Annotated in this window: 11 protein-coding genes and 1 pseudogene; 2 read left to right on the top strand and 10 right to left on the bottom strand. The window is 65.7% G+C overall.

The window, feature by feature from the left end; translation table 11 throughout:
- Positions 1-123, top strand: a pseudogene (locus tag V6M48_RS03535) (succinate--CoA ligase subunit alpha); the annotation flags it as partial.
- A gap of 497 nt (positions 124-620) precedes the next feature.
- Complete coding sequence (locus V6M48_RS03530; protein ID WP_332811144.1) at positions 621-1,232, top strand: metallophosphoesterase family protein; 612 nt, start codon at positions 621-623, stop codon at positions 1,230-1,232.
- A 22-nt stretch (positions 1,233-1,254) separates the two neighbouring features.
- Here the strand turns inward: V6M48_RS03530 and V6M48_RS03525 are convergent, their stop codons facing one another.
- From V6M48_RS03525 to V6M48_RS03480, 10 genes are all read right to left on the bottom strand, one after another.
- Positions 1,255-3,447, bottom strand: coding sequence for a TonB-dependent receptor (locus V6M48_RS03525; protein WP_332811143.1), 2,193 nt, complete (start codon positions 3,445-3,447; stop codon positions 1,255-1,257).
- 170 nt (positions 3,448-3,617) lie between these two features.
- On the bottom strand, positions 3,618-3,977 hold the full coding sequence (locus V6M48_RS03520; RefSeq protein ID WP_332811142.1) for a hypothetical protein: 360 nt from the start codon (positions 3,975-3,977) through the stop codon (positions 3,618-3,620).
- A gap of 521 nt (positions 3,978-4,498) precedes the next feature.
- Positions 4,499-5,242, bottom strand: a complete 744-nt coding sequence (locus tag V6M48_RS03515; RefSeq protein WP_332811141.1) for an SDR family NAD(P)-dependent oxidoreductase — start codon at positions 5,240-5,242, stop codon at positions 4,499-4,501.
- Positions 5,243-5,328: 86 nt separating this feature from the next.
- The gene (locus tag V6M48_RS03510) at positions 5,329-6,381 is read right to left on the bottom strand and encodes a 3-deoxy-7-phosphoheptulonate synthase (RefSeq protein WP_332811140.1); all 1,053 of its coding nucleotides are present in this window, start codon (positions 6,379-6,381) and stop codon (positions 5,329-5,331) included.
- 118 nt (positions 6,382-6,499) lie between these two features.
- Positions 6,500-6,922: a thermonuclease family protein gene (locus tag V6M48_RS03505; RefSeq protein ID WP_332811139.1), complete on the bottom strand. Its 423-nt coding sequence runs from the start codon at positions 6,920-6,922 to the stop codon at positions 6,500-6,502.
- A gap of 237 nt (positions 6,923-7,159) precedes the next feature.
- Positions 7,160-7,669, bottom strand: coding sequence for a MarR family winged helix-turn-helix transcriptional regulator (locus V6M48_RS03500; RefSeq protein ID WP_332811138.1), 510 nt, complete (start codon positions 7,667-7,669; stop codon positions 7,160-7,162).
- Positions 7,670-7,818: 149 nt separating this feature from the next.
- Positions 7,819-8,073, bottom strand: a complete 255-nt coding sequence (locus V6M48_RS03495; RefSeq protein WP_332811137.1) for a hypothetical protein — start codon at positions 8,071-8,073, stop codon at positions 7,819-7,821.
- Between the two features lie 83 nt (positions 8,074-8,156).
- Positions 8,157-8,663 (bottom strand): hypothetical protein, encoded by a 507-nt coding sequence (locus V6M48_RS03490; RefSeq protein WP_332811136.1) that lies wholly within the window; start codon positions 8,661-8,663, stop codon positions 8,157-8,159.
- A 65-nt stretch (positions 8,664-8,728) separates the two neighbouring features.
- Complete coding sequence (locus tag V6M48_RS03485; RefSeq protein WP_332811135.1) at positions 8,729-9,808, bottom strand: aromatic ring-hydroxylating dioxygenase subunit alpha; 1,080 nt, start codon at positions 9,806-9,808, stop codon at positions 8,729-8,731.
- A gap of 238 nt (positions 9,809-10,046) precedes the next feature.
- Positions 10,047-11,525: an aldehyde dehydrogenase family protein gene (locus V6M48_RS03480; protein ID WP_332811134.1), complete on the bottom strand. Its 1,479-nt coding sequence runs from the start codon at positions 11,523-11,525 to the stop codon at positions 10,047-10,049.
- Positions 11,526-11,571 lie beyond the last annotated feature (46 nt).

Raw genomic sequence — 11,571 nt, 5'->3', positions numbered from 1 at the left:
GTCGATCAGTTGACCCGTCTAGGCTTGGGACAATCGACCTGTGTAGGAATTGGTGGTGATCCTGTGCATGGTTTCGAATTCGTCGATGTGCTGGACCTGTTTAATCGCGATCCGGGCACTGAAGGTGCCGAGGGGCGACGTACCTCCCCAGATGAGCTTCGCAGCGCTGGTGTCTCGAGTCAGGTAGGCTTCAATGAGTTTGCCGAGCCGATCATCTAGATATGCCGTGCCGGAAAGTGCCATGCCTCGGTCGCTCTCGGCGTGCAACTCCCGAGCAAACGGCACGAACTCATCGGGAGTCGGAATTACGCCGGCCTTCCGACCCCGCCAGTCCAAATCATCGTCCTCGGCCATCTTCCTCCTATGCCCGCATTGCCCCCACGTCCTCGGCCTTCGTCCTCGGCTCGGCAACACGAGCCTGCTGCTCAATTCAGACGCAATCTTCTATACTTCCGGCTGGAGTCAGCCGAGGCGGCGCTAGGTGAAGCTACTCGCGAGCGGTTGCGTCCTCTTGCGCTCGTTAGTGACCAGTTAAAAGTTCCATTCTGAATTTCTCTACCAGACACTATCGTAAGACGTAGTTCGTGAAGGACCTGCGCAGATCGTGAAGGCTCAGGTGCTTGCCAGCTACTTCGCTGACCATCGCTGAAGCAGCTCTCATTCGCGCCGGCACGCTCGCTCCGGCCGAGCGTTGGTCCTCGGTGGCGACCTTCTTCACCAGCGACACGCATTTCGGCGATCATCGCACGATCAACATCCAGCGTCGGCCGTTCGCTTCGGTCGCCGAGATGGACGCGGTGCTGATCGATCGCTGGAACGAGGTGGTCGCCGACGAGGACGAGGTCTGGCACCTCGGCGATTTCGCGCGCTCGGTGCGCGATGCCGAGCGGGTGCTGGGCGTGCTGCGCGGCCGCAAGCATCTCATCCGCGGCAACAACGATCCCGAGGCCGTGGCGGCGCATCTCGGCTGGGCGAGCGTGCGCGACTATCATGAGATCCGGGTCGACGAGCGGCTGGTCATCCTCTGCCATTATCCGTTCCGCGCCTGGAACGGGCAGGCGCGCGGCGCGGTGAACCTCCACGGCCACAGCCATGGCCGCGGCAAGCCCCTCCCCCGCCAGGTGGATGTCGGCGTCGATGCGTGGAACTTTCGGCCGATCGGCTTCGACATGATCGCCGAACGGATCGGCGCGAAGCCGAAGAGCATGGCGGCCGAGCCAACATCTGCGTGACGCGCCGCCGTTCTGCCGCCGCTCAGAAGCTGAAGCGCGCGGTGACGCGCAGGTCCCTCCCCGCCAGCGGCGCATGATCCTTGAGGAAGCTTGCGTGGCGGCGGGCGTCGGCGTCGAAGATGTTGTTGGCCGAGAGCGTCAGGCTGGTCTGCTCGTGCGCCGCGAACGGCTGCAGCGAGAGCGAGGCGTTGACCATCGCATAGCCTTTGGTCGGCGTTTCGAATTCGGCGAGGCGGCCCTGGCCGGTGACCCGCTCGACCTCGAGCCGGCCGGTGACCCGCTCCGATTGCGCCTCGATGCCGCCGAGCAGCCGCAGCGGCGGGATGCGCGGCGCGGGGCCGGCCGACTTGATCGTCGCGCGGACGTAATCGGCGAGCGCATCGACATTGATCGCGAACTTGCCGAGCTGCGCGACCCGCAGCGAACCTTCAACCTCGAAGCCGAGGTAGCGCGCCGCCCCCTGCCTGATCTCGAACACCGGCAGATCGTCTTCGACGCCGCCGGTCGCTTGCTCGTAGATATAGTCGCGGAACCAGATGTGATAGGCCGAGGCGCCGAAGGTGAAGCCGCCGCCCGACTTCCTCAAGGTCAGCTCGAGCCCATTGCTCTTTTCCTTGGCGAGATCCGGATCGCCGATCTCGAACGAATGGGTGCCGGGATGGGGGCCGTTGACGAACAGCTCCTCGGCGGCCGGCGCGCGCTCCGAGTGCGATGCGTTGAGCCCCAGCCGGACCTGGGGGAAGGCTTCGTAGCTGACGCCCAATGATCCGGAGAAGGAAGCGAAGCTGCGGGTGAGGCGGGGATTGCCGATCACCGGATCGGCGGCGGCCTTGACGGTCTGGCGTTCGTAGCGCGCGCCGGCCTCGGCGCGCAGCCGCCCCGAGCGGTAGGTTTCGAGGAGGAACAGGCCGAACTGCGACGTGCGGTTGCGCGGCAGCGCTTTCTCGTCGCCCACCGTGTCGAGGCGGCGGTGGAAATATTGCACGCCAAAGCCTCCGCCCCAGCCTTCGCGCTCCGATTGCAGCAATTCGAGCCGGCCCTCATAGCCGTTGCTGAAGAAGGTCGTGCCGATCTCGCCGTCGTCGCCGATCTCGCTGTGCTGATAGTCCGAATAGCCGCCGCGCAAGCGAAGGCTGTCGACCAGGCCGGAGCCGGTGTCGATCTCGGCGCGGCCGTCGATGCGGGTCTGCTCGAGATCGATCGCGACCTGCTCGGGCTCGGCGGCGGGATCGAGCGCATAGCGGATCGGAATGCCGTAGCGGGTCTTGAAGCGGTTGACCGAGAAACCGGCGTTGTTGCCGCCGTGGATCCAGGCGAGGCCGCCGGCGATGTCCGAGGTGCGGCCGGCGCTGTTCGGAAGGCGTCCGCGCAAGGTCGCGAGATCGCGGATCGCCGGATCGGACGAAGCGGCGGCTTGCGCGCGCAATTCCGGCGAGAGCAGGAAGCCGCCGATCTCGAGATCGTCACTCTTGCTGTAATTGCCGTCGATATGAGCGACGAAATGGCCGCCGATCGGAACGTCGGCGATGCCGTTGACCGATCGTTCGTTGGCCGCTGATCCGTATGTCGCGACCCCCTCGATGTGGATCGTCTCGTCGGGCATGTGGCGCGGAATGCGCGCATCGACGACGTTGACGACGCCGCCGATCGCGGCCGAGCCGAACAGCAATGCGCTCGGGCCGCGCAGCACCTCGATCCGCTGCGCGGTCAGCGGATTGATCGCGACCGCGTGGTCGACGCTGGTGTTCGACGCGTCGAGGCTGCCGATGCCGTCGGTGAGGACGCGGATGCGCTCGCCCTGGAAACCGCGCAGCACGGGGCGCGAGGCGTTGGGCGCGTAGGAGGTCGACGAGACCCCCGCCTGGCGCGCCAACGTGTCGCCGATCGTCGGGCGCAGCGCGCGGATCAGCTGCTCGCCGCTGATCACCGAGGTTCCCGCCAGCACATCCTCACGATTGCGCCTGAAGCCGGTGATGACGATCTCGCTGGAATCGGGGACGTGAAAGCCCCGCCGCCGCGCCTGCGGCGGGGCCGCTGGGGGCGCTGCCGGAGCCGGTGTCGCGGCTTGCGGCGCTCCTTCGATACCGGCGGCATCGCCGGGCGCAACGGCTTCGGCGGGAGTCTCATCGGCGGCGGGAGTCTCATCGGCGGCGGCAAAGGCGTTATGGGGGCTCAGAGCCGCGGCGACTCCGGCGAGAAGGGTGAAACGAAGCATCATATTTCCATTCATTGGGCTGCGAGGACAGCCGACGCTCGCGGCAGTGGCGCGGCGAGCGCCTCATTTCAGGTTCCGGCGGTTTCCGGCGGACAACGGCCGAGGAGCGCGCTTTCAACGGCTCCAACGTCAAACAAGGCGACGGCGACTTGACCGTCGACCAGGCTAGGTCAGCCGCGCGGCGGCGGCTGCAGCAGCGGCGGCAGCGACGTGCCTTCCAGCACCGCCCCGTCGGGAAATTGCCTGCGCAGCGGTTCGGCAAGTTGGAGCGGAATCGCCAACCCCGCGGGCGGCAGCAAATCGGCCAGGATCGACGCCGAGGCGCTCGGAACTGCGCCTTTCTTCGCGCCGACCGCAGCGGCGGCATCTTCGGTCAACGCCGCCGCCGCAACCTTGCGGTCGTCGCTGTGGCGCGCGGCCGCATGGTCGAGCGGGCTCTGATGCCGGCAGACCGCCTCAGCCGCGGCCGAGGCATTGCCGATCATCAGCGCGACGATCATCAGCAAAGTGACCCAGAGCTTCATCGTCATGAGATAACATATTGCCGCTCGCCTTCTCAAGGGCTCGCCCCCCTCTCGGCACCTTACGGTATGCGGATCGTCGTGCCTTTCGGGCAAGCAGCCGCTGTACCGCCCCCCTCGCGAGATCGCTGCAAAAGCCCGTTCGCGATGAGCTGCCCAATTCCATCATGCCAGCGCAAACTGGCATCAAGCGATGCTTGGGAAAGTCGCCGTCGTAGCCCGGGTTCGCCACCGGTGGCTTATGCGCGCATCGTCTGGACCCCAGCCTTTGCTGGGGTGACGGGTAGGAGGTGCCCAATAACGTCATGCCAGCGCAGGCTGGCATCAGCGATCCTTGGGCAAGCGATCCTTGGGAAAGGCGCCGTCGTAGCCCGGGTTCGCAACCGGTGGCTTATGTGCGCATCGTCTGGACCCCAGCCTTCGCTGGGGTGACGGAGTAGGAGCTGGGGTGACGGGGTAGGAGGGGTGTAGAAAAGCGGTTCGACAGGCTCATCGCGAACGGAGTTTTGCCACCCCGCTCGCGGCCGCCGCTAATGTTTGACCATGCCGCCGTCGACCACGAGGGTCTGGCCGGTGACGAACGCCGCATCGTCCGAGACCAGGAACGATAAGGTGCCGGCCAGGTCGTCCGGCACCTGCACGCGCGGGATGGCCTGCCTGGCGGCGATGGTCTCGAACATGGTGCCCAGCGGCGAGGCCTCGGTCGTCGCGTTGCGCACCAGGCTCGGCGCGATCGCATTGACGGTGATCCCATGCCGGCCGAGCTCGTTGGCGAGGCCGCGGGTGAAGCCGATCACCGCGGCCTTGGTGGTGATATAATGGGTGTAGGCGTCGACGTTGATCCAGACGACGGTCGAGCTCATGTTGACGATCCGCCCCCAGCCCGCCCGCTTCATGCCGGGCACGAACGCCTTCGCCATCAGGAACATCGCATCGACGTTGACTGCGTTGATCGTCCGCCAATCGTCGAACGTCAGCTCGTCGAACGGCTTGACCGGGAAGATGCCGGCGCTGTTGACGAGGATGTCCGCGGGCCGCAGCTCGGCCTCGAGCGCGGCCTGGAATGCCGAAACCTGTTCGGGACTGGTGACATCGCAGCGCCGCGCGAAGAATTGCCGCCCTTGCGCTTCGACGCTCTTCCTCGTGGCGCCACAGTCGCCGATATCGGCCACCGCGACGTCGGCGCCGTCGGCCGCGAGGCGGGCGGCGAAGGCCTGGCCAATCCCCGCCGCGCCTCCGGTAACCACCGCCAGTTTCCCGTCGAGACGACCCATGGCTCTCTCCCGAAGACGCAGGGCCGCAGTCTAGCCGAAGTCGTCACGGGCGCGCAACGAGCGCGTCGGTTGAAATGGCCGGGAGTCTAGATGCGTCGCCGTTGCGCGACCGCGCCGGCGAGCAGGTCGAGCAGCTCGACGGTGTCGTCCCAGCCAAGGCAGGCGTCGGTGATGCTCTGGCCGTAATTTAGCTCTTCGCGGCGGGTCAGCGGTTGGCTTCCGGCGACGAGGTGGCTCTCGACCATCATGCCGAAGATGCGCTGCTCGCCGGCCTCGAGCTGATCGGCGAGATCGCGCGCGACGAGCTTCTGGTTGTCCGGATCCTTGCGGCTGTTGCCGTGGCTGGCATCGATCATCAGCCGGCACGGCAGCCCGGCCCTGGACGCCTGGGCGTCCGCGGCGGCGACCGCGGCGCGATCGTAATTGGGCTCCGCCCCGCCGCGCAGGATGACATGGCAATCGGGGTTGCCGGTGGTCGCGAGGATCGCCGAATGGCCGCCCTTGGTGACGCCGAGGAAATGGTGCGGCTGCGCGGCTGTCTTCACCGCGTCGAAGGCGATGCGGAGATTGCCGTCGGTGCCGTTCTTGAAGCCGACCGGGCAGGACAGGCCCGAGGCGAGCTCGCGGTGCACCTGGCTTTCGGTGGTGCGCGCGCCGATCGCCCCCCATGACACCAGATCGGCGATATATTGCGGCGTGATCATGTCGAGATATTCGGTGCCGGCGGGAAGCCCGGCTTCGTTGATGTCGAGCAGCAGCTCGCGCGCGATCCGAAGCCCCTTGTTGATGTTGAAGCTGTTGTCGAGATCGGGATCGTTGATCAGCCCCTTCCAGCCGACCGTCGTGCGCGGCTTTTCGAAATAGACCCGCATCACGATCTCGAGCCGATCGCCAAGCCGCCGCCGCTCAGCCATCAGCCGCTCGGCATAGTCGCGCGCAGCCGCAGGGTCATGGATCGAGCAAGGCCCGACGACCACCAGCAGCCGGTCGTCAGTGCCGTTCAATATCGCATGGATCGCGCCGCGGGTGCGGGTGACGGTCTCGCTCGCCGCGTCGCTGCCCGGAATGGCGCGCATGAAATGCGACGGCGGCATCAGCTCCTTGATTTCGGAAATACGAACGTCGTCGATCTTGCGCATACTAAATTCCGTGAAGATTCCGTGGCCTGCGGAGGCAAGCGCGGCACCGGGCTAGCTGATTGGGCCAGCTACGCCTAGCCTCGGGTCTCCGCCGTCCCCCCGAGGACCCAATCGCTCCTCAGCAGCGAGTGTCCTTCCAATAGCGCTTCCAGCGCAGCACGGTGCCGCTTCTCACCATCGCGCAGCTGAGATCGCCGACCTTGGGCGCGGAGCACCAGGCGGCGGTCCTCTCGCCTTTGCCGTCTCCGACCGAGCGGCATTGCAGCTTCGGCCCGCGGACGATCAGATGGCCGCGTGCCGCGACGCCGCGCGAGCCGCCGAGCAGCCCGGCGAGGTGATCGCGCGCCGCGACGGCGCTCGCCGCGGGACAGGGCTGGTTGCTGCGGCACAGGCCGTCCATCTCGCGCGCCGCGATCCCCGACAGACGAATCTTCGGCCCTTCGGCGCACCAGATCGGACCATCGCCGTCCCAGACGTGGGTCGGGGTGCAGGTGAAGGACGTACCGCTCGGAACGATCGCGGCCAAAAGCAGGAGGAACATCGGGCCTTACTGAACTCACACAAACACAACATCAGCGGCGCGCGGAGGGCAGGCCCCCTAGCAGGTCCGGACGGCCCATGGTCAACATGCGGCCGGCCGCGAAGCAAGGAAGCCCGTAACGCAACATGCACGTACCCGTCCATCGGAACCGCCGAACGCCGCCACATCGGGCATCGAGACGCGTTGCCGATCGCCCTGCCTTGTGCCGAGCCGATCCGCCCCTCGGCGTCCTCTACCTCACACCCGCGCGGGAGTGACCGCGGCGGTCGGCGCCTCCTCCGCCTCGACCGTCTCGATCGACGATTTCACCTCGGCAAGCAGGTCGAACAGCTCGCGCTGATCGTCGTCGGCGATCGCGTCGAGCAGCTCGCCGACCCATTGCTGGTACGCGGTTGCGAGCTCGGCGAAATGGCGGCGCCCGTCAGCGGTCAAGGTCACGATCGAGATCCGCCGGTCCACCGGCGAGGCGCGGACGTCGACCAGCAATTGCCGCTGCAGCTGGCGGACGACGGCGGTGACGTTGCCGTTCGAGACGAGGATCTCGCGCGAAAGCTCGCCCATCGTCAGCCCGTCATGATGGTCGAGCGCGGCGAGCACGTCGAAGCGCGGCAAGGTCGTCTCGAAATGTTCGGCAAAGCGGCGACGAAGCCGCTTCTCGATGATCGTCGTACAGCTCAGCAGCCGCAGCCAGAGCCGCAGGCTGGTCGTCATCGGACCGCGCAATACGCCGTCATATTTCTCGCGCAAAACGTCATCCTCTCGATCGCGCCCGGCTGGGAGTCGATGCTCGAATGATGTGGGCAAACTGGTCCCAAGCCAAGCGACTTGTCCACTTTGGCGCCATTGGCGGGCGGACACGCGGCCAGCCCAAGCCATTGTCCGAGCGCCCGGCGCGCTCAGCTTCGCGCTTCAGCCAGCTCGATGAAGTTGCGCGCGGCGTCGCGCTCGACCGGATCGGTGAAAGCGACGTCGAGATCGGGCGCCGCGCCGAGCAGATACATGATGGTCCACAAAGCGAACCGGCGGTCGCGGTCCTGCTCCAGTCCGAAGTCGACGTTCATATGCTCGACGCCGGCCGCCAGCGCTCCAGGCTCGATCGCCGACAAATCGGCGGTGCCGAAATAGCGGCGCATCTGGTCGTCAAAATCCATCATCGCCTCTCGTCATCGGTGGGCCGAGGCTGCGCTCAGCGCCGGCGGGGCCGCCTATATGGCGCGCCCATATCGTGGGAACCTCACGAGGGACAGCGCCGGCGAGTGAGATCGCCGATCGTCAGAGCGTCGCCTGATGCCGAAAGGTCCATGCGCAGCCGGCCATTCCAGGTTTCGCCTTCGCCCTGGAACGGCCCCTCGATCGTGATCGAGCGCGGACCGTCTATCGTCACCAGCTTCGCCTCAGCCTCGCTCTCGTGGAACAGGACGCGCTGCGGTTCGACTCGCATCCGGCTCAAGTCGAGACCGGTGCCGCAGTCTTCGAGGCTGGCATTCCACTCGCCGAGGAAGGCCGAGGGAATTGGTCCGGCAGCGCTTTCCTCGCCTGCAGTGCGCGGCTGCGCTGCGGCGGGCGTCGCAGCGGCCGTGGTATCGGGAACGGCCGGCGACTGGGTCTGTGCCGGTGCCGGTCGCGCCGCGATCGTGTCGGTCCGCTCCTGAGTGCCGGAGCGTCCCACCATGAACATCAGCGCACCGACCATCAGGACGACGAGTGCACCGAGAATGACGATGACCCCGTTGCTGCGCAACACGCTCTCCCCTCAATTCTGCCGGCCATCGCAGCAGGGAAACGCGGCATTCGGCCGCGCCGCCTTCATTCGCCTTCTTCGGCGACCGCCATTTCCTCGAGGATGCGGTTGGCGCGGATGCCGGAGAGATCGGTGCTGAGCACGACCATCTCGACCTCGAGTTCCTCCGCCTGCGGAACCACGCTCTGGATCGCTTCGGCGACCATCGAATCTTCCGCCTTCAGCGCCTTGCGCTGCCATTGACGCCAGGCCTCGTCGCCCGCCGGATCGTCGAGCGCGTAATTCCTGGTGTTGGCGTAGAAATAATGGGTTGTGGTCTGCGTCTCCGGCGTGAGGAAATGCGTGCCATATTGCTCGACCGCCACGGATTTGTCGCGCGCCCGCCCGACCGGCGAAACGCCGGCATTGTTGAGCAGCACCGACGGCGCACTCCAGCGGATGTCGCTCCACAGATCGGCGCGCTCTTCGTTGAGGAATTGCGCGAACAGGCTCGGGGTCGGGATGTCGGTGTAGAGCCGCCAATCCTTGATCGCGCCGTCCTCGTTGGTGATCTTGCTCTCGGTCAGCTGCAGATTGCCCATCCCGCCGGTGTTGGCGTGGAGGAACAAGGCATGGCCGAGGTCGAGCAGATTCTCGACCATCATCATGTAATTGCTCTCGACCTTATGGCCGCCCTTGACCGGCTTGAGCTTGGGATCGTCCAACACGCTGAAATCGGGAATGTTGTCGGGATCTGCCTTGGCCGGATCGCCCATCCAGATCCAGACGACGCTATAGCGCTCGACGGTCGGATAGGATTTGAGCTTGGCGTTGGGCGGGATGATGCCGTTGCCCTGCGGATTGTGGACGCACTGCCCGTGCTTGTTGAACTTCAGCCCATGATAGCCGCATTGCACGTCGTCGCCGATCCGCTGGCCGAGGCGCATCGGCGCCAATTTGTGCGGGCAGACGTCGAGCACCGCGACCGGCTCGCCGCTCGTTGCGCGGTAGAATAGGATCGGCTCGTCGAGGATCCGCCGCGCGAGCAGGTCGTCGCCGAAATCTTCCGACCAGCCGGCGACATACCAGGCATTCTTGATCAGCGGCCGGGTGTAGGGGCGCAATTGCTTGGCCGTGGTTGCTCGGCTCGTTTCCATTCGGGTCATGCTCTCTCCTCCACAGCTGGACGGCCGCCATGTTCGGCCAGTTTCTCGTCTTCTCCACCCTGCGCGAACCGGCACCACCAGGATCCCGTCGTCACATTCTACCGCAATTCGAGCCCTGCGCCCAGCGCAGCCGTGGCGGCAGCGCTCGCTTCGCCCCGAAAAACACCCTCTGGACCGGCACGGCCGCGATAGCGGGTCGCCAAGGACCTGCCACGCGGACCGTGCCGGCCACTGCCGGTCAGGACCGGCCCATGCTCACCGTCTTGATCTGCGTGAAGCTGTAGAGCTCCTCGATGCCTTCCTCGGAATCGGTGCCGCTCTGCTTCTGCCCGCCGAACGGCGCGCCGAGGAAATGGGCGCCGCTGCCGTTGATCCAGACGTAGCCCGCCTCGAGCCGCTCGGCCATGTCCATCGCGGTGTTGAGATCCTTGGTCCAGACCGAGGCGGTCAGGCCGTATTCGACCGAATTGGCCTGCTGGACGACATCCTCGACATCGTTCCATTTGAGCACCGACAGGACCGGGCCGAAAATCTCTTCCTGCGCGATCCGCATCTTCATGGTGACATCCTGGAAGACGGTCGGCTGGACGAAATAGCCCTTTTCATATTGCTCGCCCTCGGGCTTGGCGCCGCCGCAGAAGAGCTTCGCGCCGCCTTCCTTACCGAGATTGATATAGCCCATCACCTTGTTGAACTGCGCCTCGGAGACGAGACAGCCCATCTGCGTCTCGGGATCGAGCGGGTTGCCGATGCGGATGTTGCCGAGCCGCACCTTCAGCTTTTCGAGCACCTGATCATGGACGCTCTCGTGAAGGAACGCGCGGGTGGTCGAGCCGCAGGATTGGCCCTGCGACCAATGGCAGTTCATGCCGTTGGCGATGCCCTCGACGACCTTGTCGATGTCCGCGTCGGGGAAGATGATGATCGGGTTCTTGCCGCCAAGCTCGAGGCTGACATGCTTGACGCCGGCCTGCGCGGCGGCCTCGGCCACCTTCTTGCCGGTGGGGATGCTGCCGACCAGCGAGATGCGCTTGATCTTGGGGTGGCGGACGAGCGTGTCGCCGGTGATCGGGCCGTCGCCGGTGATGATGTTGACCACGCCCGGCGGGAAGATCTTCGCGGCAAGCTCGCCGATGAGCAGCGACGGCAAGGGATCCTGATCGGGCGCCTTGATGATCAAGGTATTGCCCATCAGCAGCGGCGCCGGGAACTTGACCGCGGTGAACAGGGCGCTGTGGTTGTAGGCGATGATGCGCGCCACGACGCCATAAGGCTCGCGGCGGGTGATCAGCCAATTGTTACCCATCGACGGCAGGGTCTGGCCCTTGACCTCAATCGCGACGCCGATCTGATAATCGATCGCGCGGCAGGAATAATCGACGTCGCCGATCATCGAGGTGACCGGATTTCCCGAATCGATCGCGTCGATGATGCCGATATCGACCTTGTTGTCCTGCAGCACCTTGATGAACTCGCGCAGCTTCGCGACCCGCTCGGTCAGCGGCGTCTTGCTCCACGCCGGAAATGCCGCCGCGGCCGCCGCGACCGCGGCCTCGACGTCTTCGGCCTGCGCATAGGGAACGTTGGCGAGAAAGCGGCCGTCGCTCGGGCTGTGGGATGCGTACGTCTTGCCGCTCTTCGCGCCGACCAGCTCGCCGCCGATCAGCATCTTATATTCGCGCTGCAGGAGTTCCTGCGCCCTTGCCTCGTAGTTCATGACCAATCCTAACTTTTTCTTCGATGAATATCGGTGGAGCGCCCGC

This window comes from Sphingomonas sp. (genome assembly GCF_036677245.1).
GTDB lineage: Bacteria > Pseudomonadota > Alphaproteobacteria > Sphingomonadales > Sphingomonadaceae > Allosphingosinicella.
The sequence above is the reverse complement of the archived record's forward strand: the minus strand, read 5'-3'. Positions and strand labels throughout refer to the sequence as shown.